This is a genomic window from Candidatus Peregrinibacteria bacterium, assembly GCA_016699145.1.
Classification (GTDB): Bacteria; Patescibacteriota; Gracilibacteria; order UBA1369; family 2-02-FULL-48-14.
On sequence record CP064962.1, the window covers coordinates 704795 to 726054 of the forward strand.

Below are 21260 nucleotides of genomic sequence, written 5' to 3' on the forward strand. Positions count from 1 at the left end.
CATCCTAGAGCTTAACTCAAAAAAAAACCAGATAAAAACGTTGGAGGCTGCTGCGGATCTTTTTTGAGATGGCCTCTAGTCTTTCTGCGCTTCAGCTTTCTCCTCAGCGGCCGCTTTGAGTTCAGCAGCATGCTCGCTACTGCTGGGTTTTTCCCAAAGCGCAAACTTACACTTTGGAAAACGGTTACAGCCGTAAAAAGCTTTGCCACCCCGCTTGGTGTGGCGTTCCACAAGTTCGCCTTCTTTGCATTCGGGACACTTCACCCCGATGCTTTTCAAAATGCTTTCTGTACCCTTACAAGTGGGGTAATCGGTGCAAGCTAAATAATCTCCAAAACGACCCGTTTTCACCTCCATGGGCTTGCCACATTTGGGGCATTTTTTGCCAGCAAATTTCTTACGGAGTTCGTCCAAATTCTTCTCCTTTTCGGGGTCAGGCGTTTGAGCCCCCTCCCCCTCTAAAGGTTTGGCATTTTTGCATTCCGGGAAATTCGTACACGAAAGGAATTTTCCAAAACGACCAAATTTCACGGCCATAGGCTTGCCACAAAGTTCACAAATTTCATCGGTTTTCTCCGTGATCACATCTTCTTTTTTGATGGTTTTCATTTTCTCATCCACAAGCTCATGAAAAGGTTCATAAAATTCGCGGATTTCAGATTGCCATTTTTCATGCCCTTCCTCAATTTGATCGAGCATGTCTTCCATTTTCACCGTGAAGTGATAATCCAAAATTTGCGGAAAATGTTCCACCAAAAAGTCGTTGACCAAAAAGCCGATCTCCGTAGGACTGAGTTGTTTTTTCTCGCTTTGGATGTAGCCGCGCGTTTGCACCGTCGAAATAGTGGGAGCATAGGTAGAAGGTCGCCCGATGCCTTCCGATTCGAGTTTTTTCACGAGACTCGCTTCCGTGTAACGAGCCGGCGGTTTTGTAAAATGTTGCTCGGGGACATAACGCTTTAAAGCGGGTTTTTCACCAACCGTGAGCACCGGCAAATGTTTTTCGCCGTCTTCATTTTCTTCTTCCTCATCGTGTCCTTCCATATACACCTGCATGAAACCCGGAAACTTCACCGTCTGACCCGTGGCACGGAAGATATAATCCTTGGCTTCAATATCCGCGCCCACTTGCTCCAATACCGCCGCCGCCATCTGGCAAGCCAGCGTGCGCTTCCAAATGAGTTCATACAATTTCAGTTCATCTTTAGACAAATGCTTTTCTAAAGTTTCAGGCCTTCTCGATAAATCCGACGGACGAATGGCTTCGTGGGCCTCTTGAGCCCCTTTCTTCCCTTTGTAATAACGCGGTTCAGGCAGGGCAAATTCTTTGCCAAAATGAGCGGCCACCACTTCTTTAGCCTGAGCCAACGCAAGAGGAGAAAGATTCACCGAATCCGTACGCATGTAAGTAATGAGCCCTTCGTGTCCACTGTCCAATTCCACTCCTTCGTACAAATGCTGAGCCACCATCATGGTTTTCTTCACCGAAAACCCGAGCTTACGAGACGCTTCTTGCTGCAAAGTTGACGTGGTGAAAGGCGCGGCTGGATTGCGATTCACTTCTTTAGCCTCCACATTCTTCACCACAAAATGAGCTCCTTCCAAATCCTTCAAAACCGCTTGAGTTTCTTTTTCAGTCTTCAGCTCAATGGCCTTGCCCTTGTGCTTGGTGAGCTTGGCCTCAAACAGTTCCTTCTTTTTTTCCGTGCTGAGTTCGGCAATCAAAGACCAATATTCTTGCGCTTTAAACGCTTGGATTTCGCGTTCCCGTTCCACCACCAAACGCACGGCCACGCTCTGCACTCGCCCCGCCGAAAGGCCGTACTTGATCTTCTTCCAGAGCAAAGGCGAGAGTTCATAGCCCACCAATCGGTCCAAAATGCGGCGCGCCTGCTGAGCATCCACCAGTTTTTTGTTGATGCTGCGAGGATGAGCCACCGCCTCTAAAATGGCGGGCTTGGTGATTTCATGAAAAACGATGCGCTTCAAATCCTTGCGTTCACCCAAATGCAAGGCCTCCACCAAATGCCAACCGATGGCTTCCCCCTCGCGGTCTTCGTCTGTTGCGATGTAGACCACGGTCTTGGGCCCAATCTTGGTTTTCAAGCCGTCCACCACTTTCTTTTTATCCTTGCTGACCAAATAAGAAGGTTCAAAATTATGTTTTACGTCGATGCCCATTTTGGTCTTCGGCAAGTCCCTCACATGACCCATAGAAGCCATCACGGTGAAGTCCGATCCCAATACTTTAGAAATGGTTTGAATCTTTCCAGGAGACTCAACAATCACAAGATTTTTAGCAGCCATAACAAAACTTTAGCGTGGGACTACCATAAAAACTCAGACATGGAATTGTCAATCATTTGCGCTTGTTAAAACGAGTTCCACGCTTATAATGAACGGGATTTATACTTAATCCACCGCCATGACTAAAGGTGACCTGATCGATATTGCCGCTCGAGAAGCTGGCATCACCAAAAAGGCTGCTTCTCAAGCAATTGAAGCCGTTTTGGAAGCCGTAACCAAAAGTCTCTCTAAGGGACAAAATGTAACCCTCACTGGGTTCGGGACCTTCCGCGTTTCCAAACGTGCATCCCGCACTGGAGTGAACCCTCGCAACCCTTCCCTGAAGATCAAGATCCCATCCATGACACTGCCCGCCTTCAAGGCCGGGAAGTCCCTCAAGGATGCAGTCCGCTAAGATGCCACGGTCTTGGCCGCAAAGGCACAAAAATAGATTCATTCTTAAAAAACCTCATCCTCGGATGGGGTTTTTGTTTTGACTCTAAAATCAAAGATGTGTATAGTAAGTGTGTAATTATTATACACATCAAATGATCATCGCAGCTGCTCGACGAAAACGAATCAATTGCATGATGGACTCCGACCTGCTGGACCGATTGGGAGAACTGATTCCTCCTGGAGAAAGAAGTGATTTTGTAAATGAAGCAGTCGAAGAAAAACTTTTACGATGGGGCAGGCAAAAAGCTTTTGAGGAGCTAGAGAAGTTTAAAGCCAAACATCCTTTGAAAATGAGCAACAAACAAATGCTTAAAATGATTCATGAAAGCAGACGATACTAAAAAGCTCATTCTCGACACATCTGTTCTTCTTAAATGGCTGATCAACGAACCGGAAGATCTTGAGCAGGCTAACCATTTAAGAGCTCTCTTCCTAAAGGGAGAAGTTGATATTAAAATACTGGCTCTTACGGTTTGGGAAGTCAACAACCAGTTGGGCAGAATTTATGATCCGAACGCTGCTGCGGGATTATTTTCACATTTTCAAATGTATAAAATACCTCAAGCAATCCTTAAAACAAGCGACTGCTTAATGGCCTTTCATATCATGAAAAAATGCCCCGGCGTTTCTTTTTACGACGCCTCTTACCATGCCGTTGCCTTACAGGAAAGTGCGGGATTCCTCACTGCAGATAAAAAATACTATGACAAAGCTAAAAAACTCGGCCATATTCTTCTGTTAAAAGATTACCATTGAGCCGCCTATACACCTCCCTTTTGCTCTGCTAGAATAGCGCCACACTTTTCAAATTATGCACGATTCTCTTAAGTTGCTCAGCGAAAAGGCGGCAGCGGCTCTGCGCGGAGCAAAAAACTTGGAAACACTCAAAGACGTGGAACGGGATTATTTGGGTAAAAGTGGAGAATTGACGGGCCTTCTAAAAGGCCTCAAAGAGCTGCCGGACGAAGAAAAACGCCTCTTTGGAAAAGCCGTGAACGACTTAAAAATGGAGCTCGAAAAGCTGCTGGCAGCACGGCATAATGACCTCGAAAAGGCTGAAATTGAAGCGTCTCTCGAAAACGACTGGTTGGATCTCACCGCACCCGGTGAGAAATTCGCCACTGGACATGTCCACCCGCTTGCTCAAGTGCAACGCGAAGTGGAAAGTATTTTTAAAGAAATGGGGTTCTCAATTGTAGATGGGCCCGAAGTGGAGAGTGAATTTTACAATTTTGAAGGGTTGAATATTCCAGCTCACCATCCTGCACGAGACATGCAAGACACTTTTTTCATCGACAAAGTCCAAGACCCCGTGGAGGGCAAACTTGTACTGCGCACTCAAACCTCACCGAATCAAATCCGTGCCATGAAAAAATACGGAGCACCGCTGCGCATCATTGTGCCCGGACGCGTATTCCGCAATGAAGCCACCGATGCTTCCCACGAACACACCTTTGACCAAGTGGAGGGCCTGCTCATCGACAAAAACATTTCCATTGCCCACCTCAAAGGAACTTTGCAAGAATTTTTGACGCGTCTCTTCAAGCGCGAGACCAAAATCCGCTTTCGCCCCGGCTACTTTCCCTTCGTGGAACCCGGGCTCGAAATGGACATGTCCTGTCCTTTTTGCGGCGGAGAAACAGGCTGCCGCGTCTGCAAGCACAGTGGCTGGATTGAGTTCATGGGCGCCGGAATGGTGCACCCCAACGTGCTCAAAGCGGGAGGTGTGGACTCCAAAGAGTACCAGGGTTGGGCCTTTGGTTTTGGCCTCACTCGCCTGGTGATGATGCGTTACGGCATCGACGATATTCGCCACTTGCAAAGTGGAGATTTAAGATTTAACGAACAATTTTAAACCGGGCAAAGCCTGGACTTCAAAAAAGCTATGAACATTTCTCTCGACTGGATTTCGGACTTCGTTTCACTGGGTAAAAAAAACCCTGCTGAAATCGGTGCCTTGCTCACGCGCCATACCGCGGAAGTAGAAGGTATCATCGACCTCGCCAAACCTTATGAAAAAATGATCGTAGGGGAAGTGCTCGAAATCAAAAAACATCCCGGCGCAGATCGCCTCAACTTGGTGCAAACCGACATTGGCGAAAAAGAACCGGTTCAAATCGTTTGCGGAGGGCAAAATCTGAAACCCGGCCTCAAAGTAGCCGTAGCCCTGCCCGGAGCTTGGTGCAAATGGCACGGCGAAGGCGAGCCCGTTCAAATCACCCAGGCTAAAATTCGCGGCGAATCCAGTCACGGAATGATCTGTGCCGGTGAAGAAATCGGGCTCCCCAGCGACAACCTGCCCGGCTCCACAGAAGTACACATTTGTGAACTGGCCAAAATAAATACTGAAGCCGCTCGTGCCAAAACCGGAACTCCTCTCGCAGAAGTTTTGGGCAAAAAGGGCGCCGTACTCGAAATCGACAACAAATCCCTAACCCATCGTCCCGACCTTTGGGGACACTATGGAATCGCCCGTGAACTCGCCGCCATCCTCGAAGAAAAACTCGTCACTTTAGACACTTTTGTCACCCATCCAAAACCCAAAGGGAAAACGGTAGCCATTCTAGACATTGAAGACAAAACGCTGTGTCCACGTTTCAGCGCCGCCATACTCACAGGCATCACCATTGAAGAGTCACCCCTGTGGATGAAAGCTCGCCTTGAAGCAGCAGGTATGAATGTACACAACAACATTGTGGACATCACCAATTATGTGATGCTGGAACTCGGGCAACCCATGCACGCTTACGACCGTGAAACCATTGGGGACACTTTGCGCGTCCGCTTCGCAAAAAAAGGTGAGAAATTACTGACGTTAGAAGGAGGCGAGCACCCTCTCACCGAAGAAGATCCCATCATCACAAACGGTGCCGATCTGCCCATTGGACTGGCAGGAATCAAAGGAGGATTGCACTCCGGCATTCGCAGTGAAACGACGGAACTCGTTTTAGAAGCAGCCACCTTCGACCCCGTCGCCGTGCGCAAAGCCGCAGCGCGTCACGGTCTTCGAACCGATGCCTCTCAACGTTTTGAAAAAAAACTAGACCCCAGCCTGACAGAAATGGCACTCCAGCGAGCCATCCACCTCATTCTCAAGCTTTGCCCGGAAGCAAAATTAGAAGGGCCCATTCATACCGTGGGCTCTTGGAAAGCCACAAAAAAAACCCTTTCTTTAGATCCGGCCCGTCTTTGCAGCAAAATCGGGGTCGAAATTCCAGATAGCGAAATCACTCGCATCCTCAAAGCCTTGGCTTTCGAAGTTAAAAAAGATGGGAAAAAACTAGAAGTCACCGTGCCCTCACACCGCGCCAGTGGGGACGTCGGCATTGAAGAGGACCTGGTGGAAGAAGTGGCTCGCCTTTACGGTTACGACAAGATCCCTCCCCTTTTGCCCGCGCTGCCCACCCAACTGCCCATTGAAAACACCGAGCGCGAACTCAAGCACCGCGCCCGAAACATTTTTGCCGGAAGCTTGGGCTTTACGGAAGTGATGACCTATTCTTTCTATGGCAAAGACCGCATGCAAAAATGCGGCCTGGATGAAAACGAACATTTAAAAATATTGAATCCCCTTTCCGAAGACCAAACTCATTTGCGCACCACTCTCACGCCCAATTTGCTTGCCGTAATCGCTGCCAACGCTCGCGAAAAAGAAAAAATCCAAATTTTTGAAATCGGACACAGTTATCGTGAAGTGGGGCACTACATGCCCGAGGAGCAAAAACGCATCACCGCCATGCTGGCTCAAAAAGAAGAACCCTTCTACAAAGCCAAAGGTGCCTTGGAAACGTTTTTGAAAAATTTCGGTGTCGAAAATTACGAGCTCAGACCTTCCGAAAAAATCTTGCCTTATGCTCATCCCAAAAAATCAGTGGATTTACTGGTGAATGGCAAACCAGCGGGAGTGCTTTTCACTGCCCACCCAGGCACCCTCAAAGCCTTCGATATCGCCCTGAATGTGAGCGTGTTTTCCTTCCATTTTTCAGCTTTAGCAACCGCCGTTCAAAACGGAAAACGCTTCCAAAGTTTGCCTAAATTCCCAGGCATGGAAATGGACGTATCCGTTCTCGTACCCGCTCGCCAAACCGTGGCAGAATTGGAAGCCGCCATTCGAAGTGTAGACAATGAAAACAGGATGGAATCTGTCGAACTTTTCGACATTTACAGCGGAGAAAAAATCCCGCAAAACCAAAAATCTTTGAGTTTCCGCATTAAACTGCGGCACCCTGAACGCACTCTCACAGATGCCGAGTTTCAAAATTTACAAAAATCCACCTTCATCGCACTGGAAAAAACTGGAGCGAAAGTGCGTGGCCTTTAATCAACTTCCATGGAAAAAATGAAAAAAGCAAAAGATTGGAGCGTCAAACACATCCGAAAAGGGTGGACTCATTTGCAACCCAAGCCTGAAATGAAAAAATGGCAAAAAACATGGCGCTATGCGGCCATTGCAGTTTTAGGAGCTTTTGCATCGGGCTTCATCATTTCCTTTCTTTATTTTGTTATTCTGCTGCTGATTTTCGACCCCACGGGTGGACTGCCAAAAGACTCCACTCTCATTTTGGACCGCGAAGGCAATTTGCTTTACACCATCCATGGAGAAGAAAATCGAACCACTCTCGACGGAATGGAAGAGGTTTCTCCTTATCTCACCGATGCAACTTTAGCGATTGAGGACGATCAATTTTATGAACACATCGGCATAGACATTCCAGGCCTCATGAAAGCCGTGGCGGCTCAGTTCGGCATCGGAACCCCGCGCGGAGGTTCCACCATCACTCAACAATTCGTGCGCAACGGCTATTTGACTTTAGAAAAAAGCTACATTCGCAAATACCGCGAAATCATGATGTCTTTGGTCCTGGAACTCAAATTCAGCAAAGACGAAATCCTGATGATGTACTTGAATGAAATCCCTTATGGAAACAACGCTTACGGCATTGAACTTGCAGCAAAGCGCTACTTTGGAAAAAGCGCAAAAGAATTGACCTTGGCTGAATCTGCAGTGCTGGCCAGCATCCCCAACGCGCCCAGTTATTACTCCCCTTATGGAACCCACAAATACAGCGCTTTGAACTTTGAGCTCACCGAAGAAAGTTTGGCGGGGCGCAGCATCACAGGTGAAGCCGATTTGGAATACGATGAATTCGATCGCGGACTCATTGGCAAAAGCTTCACTCTTCCCGACGGAAGCAGTTTTTATCTCAAAGGACGCAGCGATATCGTGCTGAATGAAATGCAAGATTTGGGCATGATCACCGAAGAAGAAAAACTTGCCGCACTTTCCGAAGTCCAAACTCTGACTTTCATCGATCATAAAGACACCATTGTGGCGGCTCACTTTGTGATGTGGGTGAAAGAAGAATTGGAAAAAAAGTACGGAAAAGAAGTCGTGGAACAAGGAGGACTGCGCGTCACCACCACCCTCGACCCAGATTTCCAAAAAGCCGCAGAGGAAGCCATTGAAGAAAAAATAGAAAGCAACAAAAGCAGCTACAATGCCAACAATGCCGCTCTGGTGAGTGTGCAGGCTCAAACCGGACAAATCTTAAGCATGGTGGGTTCCGCCGCCTTTTTAGGAGAAGAAGCCGAAGCCATCGATGGACAAGTGAACATGATCACCAGTTATCGTGCACCGGGCTCGGCGTTCAAACCCTTCGTCTATGCTTTGGCCTTTTTAAACCAGTACACCCCGGCCACTGTGCTTTACGATGTGTCCACTTCTTGGGGCAGTTGGTCTCCAAAAAACTTCGACGGCGGCTTCCGGGGCCCCATGACCATCCGCCAAGCGTTAGGACAATCTCGAAACATTCCGGCGGTCAAAGCTTATTTCCTTGCCGGACAATCTGAAAAAATCATCCCTTTTGTAGAAACCTTCGGAATGGAATCCATTTCTGAACAAGACGCAGCCGCTTCTTTTGGAGGCTCTTTATCTTTGGGAGCCGCCAACGTGACTCCCTTGGAATTCGCAGAAGCTTATACGGTTTTTGCCAACGGCGGCACCAAAGTTGAACCTGTTTCCATCCTAAAAATCGAGACCGCAGACGGGAACATTTTGGAGCAATGGGATGAAAGCAAGATTGAAAAAACCGAAGTGCTGGACCCGGAAGTGGCTTACCTCATCAATGACATTCTTTCCGATCCCTCCGTAAACATTGGAGGCAACATCTACATCAGCGCCATCGACAACGCTGCCAAAACAGGAACCTCCACCGACGACAAAACGGGCTATGCCAACAACGGATGGATCGCCGCCTACACCCCCACTCTCGTGACCATCGGTTGGTCCGGAAACACGGATGGCTCACCCATGAATTCCGCAGGAGAGGCCTATTACACCATCGCACCCATTTGGAAAAATTACATGAACAAAGTGCTCAATCGTCTGGAGCCTACCGTGTGGAATAAACCCGCCGGCATCCGCGAAGTAGCGGTGAGCAAAGCCTGCGGAACCCTACCCAGCGAATGGACTCCCTCAGACATGATTTATACCGAAGTTTTCGCCAGCTTCTCTGTGCCCAGCAAAACAGACGACTGTTATAGAAAAGTCAAAATAGAAACCATCACCGGAAGACTAGCGACGGAATACTCCCCAGCCGATGTGGTGCAAGAAAAAGTGTTCCGCGTTTACAAAGAAGAATGGAGCAATTGGCAATCCTTCATCGACAGGTGGGCCGGTGGGAAAGAAGACCTTGAGCTGCCTCCCATTGAATATGCAGACGACATCCACAACGCCGAAACGGCGGCCAAGACACCGGCTCTCACCATTGTCTCTCCAAGCAATCTTTCTTCAATAGATGGCAGTGAACGGAGTCACGATATTGAAGTGCAAATCGATAGTGTTGGGAACGGTTTAACGGAAGTCACTTACTACTTGAACGAACTCTTGCAATATCACGCTTACGAATACCCTTACACCGGAAACATTCGCCTACCGATCACCGTTCAAAACGGAGATTCCTACACCATCACTGCCAAAGCCGTGGACCAATACGGTTACAGCACCACAAGCAGCATTGAGGTGAAAATCAGCAGCTCTTCACGTTCTTCAAGAGGATTCTTTGAAGAATTGGAGGAAGTGGAAGAACTGTCGAATACCGAAACTTCAGAAGAAGCTTCGCTCATCGAGCTCTTCAATCGCTCCCGTACGAGCTATAAGTAGGCCGTCCCCCACAGAAATTTCAACCACTTTCAAACGAGGGTCGGCATGCAGCTTGCGAATGAATTCTTGCATTTGTCCAAAACGATGGGACTGCACATTGTCCACTACTAAAAAAGCATTGGCCCTCAGTCTTGGGAAAATTGCTTCAAAATAAGCTGTGTGTTCCATTTTAGTGGCATCCAAAAAAACAAAATCAAGCTCGGCAGGCAAGTCCGCTTCCCGAAAAACTTCTGGCGCATGGCCCTTCACTTGATGAATGCGGTGCTCAAGTCCCGCCTCTGCAATATTCTTTTGAGCTCGTTCAAAACGCTCGGTGTGCGATTCCACCGTCCAGAGTTTACCTTTGCCATTGGACTCCAAGGCAGAGGCCATCCAAACAGCACTGTAACCCACCGAGGTCCCCACCTCGAGCACAAACTCGGGTTGCACCACACGGATGAGCCAATGAAGCATGCGGCCTGTAGCCGGGCCTACGATCCATACCGTTTCATCGGCATCTTCTTGTTCTATACGACGAAGTATTTTTTCATACATAATGCAAATATTCTTTAAGGGCTTTGAACGCCTTCCCACGATGACTGATTCGGTTTTTTTCGTCCACTGAAAGTGCACTGTAAACTTCATTGAAGCCTTTAGGCTTGAACACCGCAGATAAAGGAATCCCAGGACTTATGGAGGCTTCCAGACGAAGCATGATCTGTCCTTGCGTTTCAGCCAAAACACAGTGTTCTTCCTTTCCAAAAGCAAAGGCGGCTGCACATAAAAAGCGCGCATCTCGATTCGTTTCTTTTTCCATTCGGCGCATAAAATAATCCATCCATTCTTCATCATTGGCTTTGGCCCCCGCACCCCAGCGCCGCGTCTTCACTCCCAGCTCCCCTTCCAAAGCATCCACTTGAATACCACTGTCATCCGCAATCGTTGGGAGGCCTGATAAATGACTGTAAAAACGTGCCTTCAAAAGAGCATTTTCTTCATACGTAGAGCCGGTTTCTTCGCAATCTTCATGAATGCCAATCTCGCGCAAAGAAACAAACAAATGCCCCTCTTTTTCCAAATCTTTCAAGACTTCCATGATCTCGGCAAATTTCCCTGGATTGTGAGTGGCGACTAAAAATTTCATGGATGAGAGGTGAGTGAAGTGCCGTAACGTTGATTGAACTTATAAACTTCCAAGGCCCAAACTTTTTCAAAAGTTTCACAGCTTTTTTTGAGTTCCTCCGCGTCATAAAGAGCACATAATTTTTCCGCAAAAATAGGGTTTTGACTGAGCACCGTCATGTGGGCATTGGCCGAAAGCAAAGCCGTATAAAGGCGAAGCAAGTCGTGCACGGCCTCGGCATCCTCAGGAGCTCTTTCTTTATAAAAAAGATAATGATATTCGAGTTCGTTTTTCCCGTTGGCCAGCAAAAGTTCATCCACAAAATGAGGGTCCAGCTGAGCTTTAAAATAAAGCCAACGATAATAAGTAGAATAGTTTTGAAAACGACTTAAAAATCGCTCCAAGGCCGCTTCATTTTTAAGGGCCAAGGCCATGTTTGCATAAGCATCAAAATGGTTCATTTCAAAAGGAAGAGGGGTTGGATTTTCAAGGTGAGCAGAGAGGCGTTCATCCTGGGGATTTGTTTCATAAAGTTCTTGCAAAGATCGCGTTTGAACCAGTAAAACTCCTTCCCACAAAGTGATCCCACTCACAAAAATAGAAAGTACGGCAAATCCATAGAACATTTTTTGTGTTTTTTTGAAGACGGATTCCGTGCCTTTTTCCGTGTTTGCAAGGGCAGCAAGCAAGACGAAAAAGAGGCCGGAAAGTACAGTGAAATTGAGGTTGTAATCCAGCAAATTGTGTCCCAAAAAAGCAGCCGCTGCGAGCCAGACACTCACTTCAGAAGGCTGCATGCCTTTCAAAAGACGCCATCCGGAGGGCAAGAAAAGCAGAAGCAAAAAACTCGAAAATAAAACGGCAGCGGGGATTCCCGCTTCGCTCGACAGCTTCAAAAGCACATTGTGTGGATGATCTGAAAGGGCCAACCATTGCTCCTGATAAGAAGGGTAAAAAGCAGAAAATCCTCCCGGTCCTACTCCAAACCAAGGATGATCTTGAGTGATTTTCCACGCTCCCTCCCAAAAATCGATGCGCTCACTCACCGACGTGAAACCGGCATCATCCTTCAACAAAAGCCGCTCAGAAACGACAAGCCCGTCGACCTTCAAAAAATTGAGCCCCAAGGCAAAACTCAGCGAGCAAAGGGTCGTCAAAAAGAGCAAAGAAAGTTTTTTGAAAACATTTTTTTTAAAAAGAAAACGGAAGGAAAAAACACCGGCCAAAACGATGCAGCACAAAGCGACTAAATACGCCGCGCGAGAAAACGTAAGCATGAAAGCAGCCAAATTCAAAAACAAAAGGCCGTGCCAAACACGAGTCTTTTTCAAACACAGTTCCACATTAAAAATCAAAACTGGAAGCAAAAGTAGGGCGGCCGCATTGGGGTAAAAAGTATAGGCCTCATAACCATGAAAAAAACCACTCAAACGGTCCGCAGGCGAAATCAAAAAATGCAAAAATGCATAGGTGGAGAAAATCGCTCCAAGAGCAACGAAACTCTCGCGATAAGGCAGTTTGGGCAGTTTCAAAAAACGCACACTGGCATAAAGCAAGGCCCCCACAAAAAAAGTGGTGAACTCAAAAAATCCGAAGGGATGCTGCGCAAACAAGAAGCTGCCACCCAAAAACCCTAAAAACAAAAAGAGCAGTCCATCTGTGAATCGGAAAGCGCGCATAGGTTTTTCAAAAAGAAACAAACTCGCCAACAAAAGAGGAATGAGGCCATAAAGCAGCTGACTTTCGGTGTCGAGCAAATAGCCTCTGTAACGCAAGGCCAACAAGAGGATTCCCAAACAAAAAAACTTCCTTAAAACGTGCATACCTGAATCTTAAAATAATTTCCTGAGCACCTCAATAGCCCTTTCTTGCTCAATAAAAAATGGACTCGTGGCCACCGTGATCAGCGAAGTGCTTGGCAGGTGTGCCTCAAGGAAACGCCGTGCCAGCTCAAAGTCGATGTAGTCGAGTTCAGGAGCAAAATAATCCAAATCAATGTTGAGGATTTTGTTGCCTTGCTCAGCCAGCCTCAAGTCCTTCAAAGCTTCCTCACTCGTCACAAATTGAATCTCATCCACCAATCTAGCTTTTTGTGCAGGGACAATATAATTGCCCACATTCAGATGAAAATTCACGTAGTCAAAAGCGTCTTCCAAACCAGTCCCTTCATACAATTTTTGCGGCACTCGCATATCCCGATGTTGATCGATATGGATCAAGCTTGCCCCAGGCTTTAGAATCCCCTGTGCTGCCGCCTCCGCCCAGAAGTAAAAGACGTGGTTATGATTGTCCACCACCACGGCCGGCACCCCCCCGAGTTTCAGCTTCACAAGATGCTCCAGACCCACGCAAGACTGCAGCACCTCATGCTCATCAAAGTCCTCAAAAACAAGGTGCTTTCCAGGTTTCACATCCTCAATGGTTCCCTGCACTAAGGCCGGCACCCAAAGTTTCGGCGCAGCTCCACGCCTCTCAAAAGACAGCGCGTTGTTGCCCACAGCTCCTTCTATCCAAAACGCTTCAGAATAATCTTTTTTCACAGCTGAATTTTGTTACGAGTGGACTTGAGCTCCGACCGATGCGCCTTCGCCGCGAGCATTTTTTCTTTGGACTTACGTGTCCTGCGAGCCTTCTGTTTACGCAATTTAAAAATCTTTTTTTGGATGTCAGACCGCTTGCCAAGCATCTTTTCTTCCACCTTCAAAATGAGCATGCGATAGGCTCCAATGCGGTTCGCAATCAGCTCCCGTTGGTCCTGCATCTTCACTTCCACACCTGTCGGCCCGTGCTTCAGCCACACCGTGCTCGAGGTCTTATTCATTTTCTGCCCACCGTGTCCACTTCCTCGCACAAACTGCTCCTCAATGTCTTCAGGAAAAATACGCAGCTTCTCTGCTTTTTCCAAAAACTTTTGCTTGAGTGGAATAGGGAATTCGGGCATCAGTACCCTTTATTCTCCACGATTTTCTCCAAAAGTTCCAGCGGATACATGGGTTTTGGCTCTGCAAGCCCCTGATGAAAGAGCACTGTGGACGGGGTCAGTGCAGGCAAAGTGTTCACTTCAATCAAAATCAAATCGCCACTATCGATGTGGATGAACGCATCCAAACGGCTATAGCCTTCAATTCCAAGCACTTCCCCCACTCGCTCAATCGATTTTTTCACGCGCGCCAGCACCTTGGGTTTCACATATTTTTCGGGCGGAGGAGTCATGTTCACGCCCGTGCCTCCTTGAAATTTTTCTTCCACCGACAGCACTTCGCCTTCCGCCACCGTGAGGCTTGGGCTGAGTGCATGCAGTTTTTTTTCTCCGAAGCTCTCTTGCAAAAGCCCAACCGTCACTTCCACCCATCCTTTTTTACGGCGCCACTTGAGGCGATTCCCCTTCACTCGCACCGTGTCCACTTCAATGAACTGTTCAAAAAGAAGTCTGTCCATTTGCTGCAGCGGCATTTCAATAGGCGTCGTTTGATTCACAAAAGTTCCCGGGGGAATTTGATTCACATTCCCCAGCACCAGCTTCATATAATTTTGCAAATCTTTGGCCTTGAAAAGGCGCACAATTCCTGAAGAGCAACCTTCATCTTGCGGTTTCACAATCACCGTTTTGGACTGTAAATTTTTCTGCAATTTTTCAAAATAAGCTTCATAATCCTTGGTTTTAAAAAGCTTGAAATCCTTCGCACGAGCCGTGTGTTTGGGCGCCACAAAAATGCCCTCTTTTTCTAAGCCCAAAAGTCGCTTGCCCGTCTCTGCCTTGTCCATACAAATTTCAGAAGTTTCAGCGCTAGGTCCGTTGAATTTCACCCCGGCCTTTTTAAACATTTTTTGCAAAGTTCCATCTTCGCCGATTCCGCCATGCAGGCCCAGCAAAACAAACTCGCTTTTTTTCACAAATTCCACAAGGCTCATCTTTTGCGGGATGAAAAATATCTCGCTCAAATCTCCTTCCTCCAAAGCAAGTCTCAACTTCACTTTTTCCTCCAAAAAGCGTAATCGTTTTTCGCCTTCTTCGGCACCTTTGCAATTTTCTAAAATTTCCTCCGCTGTGTGGTTCAAAGTCAACGCATAAGGCAGCTGCCACACCTCGCCATTTAGGTCTAAAAAGTAAGGCTTCGGATCATATTTTTCGCTGCGCCTCAATTTAAGCCACGCATTGGTTCCGCTCATCACGGACACCTGCCGCTCAGAGGTGTTTCCTCCAAACAGCACATTCACCGGTTTTCGTTTTTTGAGGGACGGTTCTTTTTTGGGGGGCATTTTTACGCCATGCCTTCGCGCCGCATGTCGCACCACATAATAAAAAAGATCGCGATGACTGAACCCGATGCGTGAAGTTTGTTGGAACAAAAAGCTGTTTTGCTCCATGCCGCTGATGGGGTTGAAATCCGAGAACCAAATTTTTCCATCGGGCAAAAGCCAACCATCGAAACGAGCAAAATCGCGCATCCCCATGATCTTAAAAAGCTGCTCCGCTTGCACCTGAATGCGCTCAATATTTTCGTTCGAAAAACGTGGCGGACAGTGGTAACGCACCTGCCTCGTGGGCAAATATTTTTTGCGGAAATCAAAGATTTGATTTTTCTCATAATCCGTCTCAATTTCCGTGGGCAAAATGGCAACCGGCATGTCGAAACGATTTTGCAAAACGATCACCGTAAACTCCGTGCCGATACAAAAGGGCTCCAAAACCACACGCGTGTCCATGCGTCGACTGAAAAGCAATTTCACTTTTTCCAAAGCCTCAGCCGGGGAATTCACCGAATACACTCCAATGCTAGATCCCCCGCTCGCCGGTTTCACCACGGCTCGCTGGACTTTATTTTCTTTGAAAAATCGGTCGATGATTTTTTTGTGATCATCCTGATGAATTTTCAAAACCGCACTGGGCGGGGCATAAAATCCATGTGCTCGAATGAATGCGTTCGCCACATGCTTGTCCCAACGTTTACAAGCCTCGAGGTCAGCTCCAACATAAGGAATTTTAAACCGTTCCAAAAGCCGCTGAATGCCTCCATCCTCGCCAAATTGTCCGTGCATCACGGGGAAAGCCAGCTCGCAAGTTTTGAGCAATTGTTTAAGTCCGGTTTGACTGAGCGCCTTTGCGGTCTCACGCAATTTAAAATCAAAATCCGACGGCGTGTTGGAATAAAGTTGCGACGGAGACAAATGGTAGGGCCGTCTTTTATGGTCAAAATAAATCGGGACAATTTCAATACCATCCCCTTCCAAGTGGTTCAAAACACTACGTGCCGAGTTGAGCGAAATGCCTCTCTCAAGCGAGGGTCCTCCACAAATGAGTGCAATTTTCATGATTTTTTACATTAAAAATTTTCAAAAAACTACAGGAGAAATCAGCAGAAAACAAGCAGAAATCGCGTATGAATGGCACAATTTTTACAAAAAAATCCCCACGATTCTTTACAAAGCCTTTTTGACCTACTTTGGTCCACCTCTTGAGCCGCCCAGCCCCTTCCCTTATACTGCCGCCAGCTTAAACTTAAAAATGCTCGTCGCAAAAAATCTCGGCTATGAAACTTCAGGGGGGCATCTCTTTGAGGGCCTAGACCTTTCGCTCGACGGAAATGCCAAAAAACGCGTGGCCATCGTGGGAAGAAATGGCTGTGGGAAATCCACCCTCCTCAAACTGCTGCTCGGCGAGCTCGAACCCAGCGATGGGAGTGTCAGTCGCTCCCAAGAAGTGGTGGCTTGCCTGCGCCAAGACATCCAATTCCCAGACATGAACGAAACCGTCGGCAAGTACCTCGAAAGTAAATTGGAAGAAGAGTGGATGAGCTATCAAATCGACATCGCTTTCGACGAAGTCAGATTGCCTGAGGAACTTCGTGAGCAAACTCTCAGCAGCCTCAGCGGCGGCCAGCGTGTACGCGTCGCTATTGCCGAGCTCCTGCTGCAAGATCCCAGCATCCTGCTTTTGGACGAGCCCACCAACCACCTGGACCACACGACCATCACCTGGCTCATCGGATTCCTTCAAAACTTCAAAGGCACCGTGGCTTTCGTTTCCCACGACCGCAGCTTCATCAACGCCGTCGCCAACCAAATCTGGGAAATCAGCGCGGAACAAAACATTGAAGTCTACACCGGCACTTACGAACAATTCCTCGTGCAACGCTACGAACGTTATGAAAAACGCCTTGCAGACCATGAATTCAGCCAGCGCGAAGTCACTGAATTGGAGGCATGGCTCGCCGAAAATGCCAACCATCCCAAATACAAATTCACCGCGACCGTGGCACAAAAAAAGAAGGCCCTGGAACGCATGGAAAAGAAGGCCCCTCCAGCGCCCGTGCCCGACCCTCGCGTGAAAATGAAGTCCGTGCTCACCGCCCAACCGGGTACCCTTTTAAACCTCAAGCTCAACTCCAAAAGCTACGATGGCCGCGAACTGCTCAAAGGCCTCCAACTCAAAATCGAACAGGGCGAACGCATCCTCATTGAAGGCCCCAACGGCTCCGGAAAATCCACCCTACTCAACATTTTAAGCGGCACAGACAAAGCCTTTGATGGTGAGCGAAAACTTCGCGAAGGCACCAAAATCGGACTGCTCGGTCAATTTTCTCGCCTTGATCCCGAAAAAACAGTGCTCGAAGAATTTGGCAACAACACGCGCATCGAATACTCAAACGGACGCAGCGTACTCGCCAACTTTCTTTTCCCAGCCGAACTCGTCGACTCCAAAATCAAAACCCTCAGCTACGGTCAACAGCGCCGCCTTGAATTCGCTATCCTGCTCACCAACAAACCCGACCTCCTGCTGCTCGATGAACCCACCAACCACCTCGACATCTTCCTACGCGAAGACCTCGAACGCTTCCTTGCGGATCAAGAAATCGCCATGGTGATCATTTCACACGACAGCTACTTCATCGGTAAAATTGGGGTCACGAAGAAAGTTGAGCTTCCCTCGACAGCTGGCCTCTAGGAGCTGTTAACATAAGACTTTGAGTAAAAGTGCCACAAGGCAGAGGGAGATAAAGGAGGCATACATCAGGTCTAATTTGTCATAGCGAGTTGAAATTCTTCTGTGATTTTTCATTCGGTGAAATAGGCGTTCAATCTCGTTGCGGTAGGCATAAATGTTCTTGTTGTATTCCCACGGAAATTTCATTTTTGCCTTTGGAGGAACGACTGGAGTTATGCCTTTTTCTTTGCACAGCTCCAGAACTTTGTAGCATGAATAACCTTTGTCCATAGCCAAATGATCTACTGTTTTTGGAAACGAATAATCTCTCAAAATTTGTTTTCCAACTTTCACATCGCTCACTTCACCACCTGTTAAAACAAAGTGCATCCCATGATCTGGATCTCCAGCAATCATGTGAATTTTTGTAGTGTACCCACCTCTACTTCGGCCTAACGCTTGTGGCCCCTTTTTTCATGGCTCCCGCTGCACTGTGGTGCGCTCTATTTGTTGTACTGTCCAGGAAAGCTATTCGCACTTGAAGTACATCTGCTACTTCAAGTGCTCTAAGCATTTGTCCAAAAAGTCCAGATTCGCTCCACCGTTTGTATCTTGTATAAATCGTGTGCCAGTCATTCTCTTTTTCTCTGTAATCGTAGGGCATTTGTCTCCATGCGCACCCTGTTTTAAGTACATAACAAATGGCATCCATGCAACGTTTCAGTGGAATCTTTTCAGGCTTTCTGGGCTTTGGAAAATAAGGCTGGATCAGTTTGAACTGTTCATCCGTTAGCATCTGGTACATGGCGTTAGGGTTAGAGTAACTTCACTCTACACCACTCCTCTATTTATGTTAACAGCTCCTAAAAGAAGAAATCCACACTAAAGCATCATCGTCCTCCATAGCTTTTAAGGCTGCCTGAGGAGTGAGTGCGTCCCCTTTATTTTCAGGTAGATCCACCACAAAAGTTGGGTTTTTGTCCAACTCATTCAACATCAAATTTATAGTATGCCCTAGAGCAGCGAATGGATAAACAGCGGAGCCAAGAGCTTTGTCCTCCTCAGAGTTCACTACCACGGCCTTCACTGAATCATCAAAATCCTCAGGAGCAATCAATCCTTCAAGAACAGAGAGGATTTTCTCTTTAATTTCGTGGAGTCCTTCTTGAGGAATGGGATGAAACAGTGAACCCTCTTCGCGCTGCTCCATCCAGCCATTCGTTTGAAGATGGTCAAAAAGTTCGGGCAGATGTCGGTCTTTCAAATCTTGCTTGGCAGCTTGGAAGAGGTCAGACATATAAGTAGAGTATTTTTAATTAAGCGAGAAGATTACAACAAAACCAACATTATATCAACCCAAAATTATATCAACCCAAATCCACATGAATCTTGAAACTTACTCTATGGCTTCAATAAGCCAATCTCCTGGATTTTAGTGATTCAAAAAGATAGCTCTTCATCAGCTCCTGTTTTTTACAGGTTAAGACTCCTCCCCGGGGAGGATTTCCCAGATCAAGTCTTACAAAATCAAACGAACGACTTTCCTCACTCCTGAACTGAAACTGCGGTTTCAAGATTCACGTAAGTCCCACCAAGCTCCTTTTCTCCTCCCTCGTCATCCGTTTGATCTCCGCCTCTCGTTTCCGCGCCGCGCTCAAATCTGCACACTCTTCTTTGTAAATCAATTCCACTGGCCGCCGCGATCGCGTGTACTTGGCCCCCGATTTCAAAGTATTGTGCGCGTGTAAACGCTGCTGCACATCTGCCGCAGTGCCGGTGTACAAGCTGCCGTCACAACACCGAAGCATGTAGACAAAGTGGCTCATCTGTCCAGTTCCAGCGTATGATCGATGCGAATCTGCCATACAAATTCCGGAATATGCGACACCAAAATCATTGCGCCTTCGTACTTATCCAGCGCCTCAGCAATCACCGGCAAATGACGGAAATTGATGTGGTTCGTGGGCTCATCCAAAATCAAAAGCCCGGGCTCCATCAAAACCAAGCTCGTCAGTGCCACCAGGCCCTTCTGCCCCTCCGACAAAGTTCCAATCTTCGCATTGATCCACTCCTTGGTGATCAAAAATCCCGCCGCCGTCATACGCATTTTTTCTTCTTTGACTTCCTGACCCGATTTTTTCATGGCCTGCAAAAGTTCCTCACGCACCGTGTTTTCAAAATTCAAAGTGGAAAAATCTTGTCGATAGTAACCGATGCGCACTTCGGGCTTAATAAACGCGCCCTCCGCTTTTCCACTTGCGAGCGCCTCCAACAGCGTGCTTTTCCCAATTCCATTCGGCCCACTCAAAAGCAGATGCTCTTTTTTGCGGAGAGACATGTCCACTTTTAGGATCGTAGGTTGATGATGCTTGATGACTTTCACAGACGTGAGCTTCATGAGTTCACCGGACAAATCCGCTTGCACAGGAATTTCAAAATCACGGATGGTCTTGTCTTCGCGGCGCACGTCCACCATGGCCGCCTCCATTTCTTCGGCTTTGTCACGCATTTTCTTAGCCACCAAACGAAGTTTTCCCCCTTTATGAGCAAACGTATTGGCCTGCTCTTTGTTCTTCAAAATTCCCTTCGCCATTTGAGCGTTTTTCATGTTTTCCTTTTCACGTCGTGCCTCAATCGCCGCCACCGCATCATAATAATTTCCCACATATTGTTCGACTTTGTGCGTGAATACATCCAAGTACAAAACCCCCTGAGTAAAGCTGTTCAAAAAGTCTGCATCATGTGAAATCACCATCACTGTTTTTCCGTAATTGATAAGAAATTGAGTGAGATGCTCAATCCCCGCCGGATCCAAATTGTTCGTGGGCTCGTCGAGTAGCAAAAGGTCCGGGTCTTGGATCAAGGCAGCCGCGAGCAAAAGACGTGCTTGCTGACCGCCAGAAAACGACTTCACAATGCGATCGTGAGGCGCCTTCAAGTTCACCACTTCCAAAACTTGATCGATGTATTTGGGCAAATCATGCCGTTTTTCTTTAAACTGCTTTTGAAAAAATTCGAGCACCGTGAGTTCGCGGTCCCCCGGCTTCATCACCTGATGAGAAGTGGCCACGGTGAGCTTAGGCACCGTATTCACCACCCCACTTTTCGGCTTCAAACTCCGGTTGATGAGTTGGAAAATGGTGCTTTTACCGGCTCCATTTTGACCCATGAGCGTGATCTTGCTTCCCTGTCGTACATTGAAGTTCACACTGTCGAGCAGTGGCTTTTTGTCATCGTAGCCAAACGAAACGTTGTCGAAACTGAGTAGGGTTTCCGTGTGAGACATGCGGAACTTATACAGGATAAAGCCTCACTGTACCAGCCCAGGG

19 protein-coding genes are annotated in these 21260 nt (G+C 47.5%); 7 read left to right on the forward strand and 12 right to left on the reverse strand.

The window, feature by feature from the left end; all coding sequences use genetic code 11:
- Positions 1-75: 75 nt before the first annotated feature.
- Positions 76-2307: a type I DNA topoisomerase gene (topA, locus tag IPG41_03930; GenBank protein ID QQR54327.1), complete on the reverse strand. Its 2232-nt coding sequence runs from the start codon at positions 2305-2307 to the stop codon at positions 76-78.
- A 118-nt stretch (positions 2308-2425) separates the two neighbouring features.
- Between topA and IPG41_03935 the strand changes: the two genes are divergently transcribed.
- From IPG41_03935 to IPG41_03960, 6 genes are all read left to right on the forward strand, one after another.
- Positions 2426-2701: an HU family DNA-binding protein gene (locus IPG41_03935; protein QQR54328.1), complete on the forward strand. Its 276-nt coding sequence runs from the start codon at positions 2426-2428 to the stop codon at positions 2699-2701.
- A gap of 133 nt (positions 2702-2834) precedes the next feature.
- Positions 2835-3083 carry a hypothetical protein gene (locus IPG41_03940; GenBank protein ID QQR54329.1) on the forward strand — a complete coding sequence of 83 codons (249 nt, stop codon included), beginning with the start codon at positions 2835-2837 and terminating at the stop codon, positions 3081-3083.
- On the forward strand, positions 3064-3498 hold the full coding sequence (locus IPG41_03945; protein ID QQR54330.1) for a type II toxin-antitoxin system VapC family toxin: 435 nt from the start codon (positions 3064-3066) through the stop codon (positions 3496-3498). Before IPG41_03940 ends, IPG41_03945 begins: the two co-directional genes overlap by 20 nt.
- Positions 3499-3553: 55 nt before the next feature.
- Complete coding sequence (gene pheS / locus IPG41_03950) at positions 3554-4597, forward strand: phenylalanine--tRNA ligase subunit alpha (protein QQR54331.1); 1044 nt, start codon at positions 3554-3556, stop codon at positions 4595-4597.
- Between the two features lie 30 nt (positions 4598-4627).
- On the forward strand, positions 4628-7063 hold the full coding sequence (locus IPG41_03955) for a phenylalanine--tRNA ligase subunit beta (protein QQR54332.1): 2436 nt from the start codon (positions 4628-4630) through the stop codon (positions 7061-7063).
- A gap of 18 nt (positions 7064-7081) precedes the next feature.
- Positions 7082-9904: a penicillin-binding protein gene (locus tag IPG41_03960; protein QQR54333.1), complete on the forward strand. Its 2823-nt coding sequence runs from the start codon at positions 7082-7084 to the stop codon at positions 9902-9904.
- Here the strand turns inward: IPG41_03960 and IPG41_03965 are convergent.
- From IPG41_03965 to IPG41_03990, 6 genes are read right to left on the reverse strand one after another with little or no spacing between them, the layout of a single operon-like run.
- Positions 9848-10438 (reverse strand): O-methyltransferase, encoded by a 591-nt coding sequence (locus IPG41_03965; protein QQR54334.1) that lies wholly within the window; start codon positions 10436-10438, stop codon positions 9848-9850. The genes IPG41_03960 and IPG41_03965 overlap by 57 nt on opposite strands.
- Positions 10431-11027 carry a non-canonical purine NTP pyrophosphatase gene (locus tag IPG41_03970; protein ID QQR54335.1) on the reverse strand — a complete coding sequence of 199 codons (597 nt, stop codon included), beginning with the start codon at positions 11025-11027 and terminating at the stop codon, positions 10431-10433. Before IPG41_03970 ends, IPG41_03965 begins: the two co-directional genes overlap by 8 nt.
- Positions 11024-12802, reverse strand: a complete 1779-nt coding sequence (locus IPG41_03975; protein ID QQR54336.1) for an O-antigen ligase family protein — start codon at positions 12800-12802, stop codon at positions 11024-11026. Before IPG41_03975 ends, IPG41_03970 begins: the two co-directional genes overlap by 4 nt.
- Before the next feature lie 36 nt (positions 12803-12838).
- Positions 12839-13546, reverse strand: a complete 708-nt coding sequence (locus tag IPG41_03980) for a UPF0489 family protein (GenBank protein QQR54337.1) — start codon at positions 13544-13546, stop codon at positions 12839-12841.
- Complete coding sequence (locus tag IPG41_03985) at positions 13543-13947, reverse strand: peptide chain release factor-like protein (protein QQR54338.1); 405 nt, start codon at positions 13945-13947, stop codon at positions 13543-13545. The genes IPG41_03980 and IPG41_03985 overlap by 4 nt, the downstream gene beginning before the upstream one ends.
- A complete protein-coding gene (locus IPG41_03990; GenBank protein ID QQR54339.1) occupies positions 13947-16319 on the reverse strand; it encodes a hypothetical protein in 2373 nt (790 codons plus the stop codon). The genes IPG41_03985 and IPG41_03990 overlap by 1 nt, the downstream gene beginning before the upstream one ends.
- On the opposite strand from IPG41_03990, the gene IPG41_03995 reads away from it, so the two are divergent.
- Positions 16303-17952 carry an ABC-F family ATP-binding cassette domain-containing protein gene (locus IPG41_03995; GenBank protein ID QQR54340.1) on the forward strand — a complete coding sequence of 550 codons (1650 nt, stop codon included), beginning with the start codon at positions 16303-16305 and terminating at the stop codon, positions 17950-17952. The genes IPG41_03990 and IPG41_03995 overlap by 17 nt on opposite strands.
- A 6-nt stretch (positions 17953-17958) precedes the next feature.
- On the opposite strand, the gene IPG41_04000 is transcribed toward IPG41_03995, so the two are convergent.
- The 5 genes from IPG41_04000 to IPG41_04020 form a co-directional block, all read right to left on the reverse strand.
- Positions 17959-18354, reverse strand: a complete 396-nt coding sequence (locus IPG41_04000) for a transposase (GenBank protein ID QQR55654.1) — start codon at positions 18352-18354, stop codon at positions 17959-17961.
- A 19-nt stretch (positions 18355-18373) separates the two neighbouring features.
- Entirely contained in the window at positions 18374-18736 is a 363-nt protein-coding gene (locus IPG41_04005; GenBank protein QQR54341.1) for a transposase, read from the reverse strand.
- A gap of 48 nt (positions 18737-18784) precedes the next feature.
- Entirely contained in the window at positions 18785-19228 is a 444-nt protein-coding gene (locus IPG41_04010) for a hypothetical protein (GenBank protein ID QQR54342.1), read from the reverse strand.
- A gap of 280 nt (positions 19229-19508) precedes the next feature.
- Positions 19509-19757, reverse strand: coding sequence for a GIY-YIG nuclease family protein (locus IPG41_04015; GenBank protein ID QQR54343.1), 249 nt, complete (start codon positions 19755-19757; stop codon positions 19509-19511).
- Positions 19754-21217, reverse strand: a complete 1464-nt coding sequence (locus IPG41_04020) for an ABC-F family ATP-binding cassette domain-containing protein (protein ID QQR54344.1) — start codon at positions 21215-21217, stop codon at positions 19754-19756. The genes IPG41_04015 and IPG41_04020 overlap by 4 nt, the downstream gene beginning before the upstream one ends.
- Between the last annotated feature and the right edge of the window lie 43 nt (positions 21218-21260).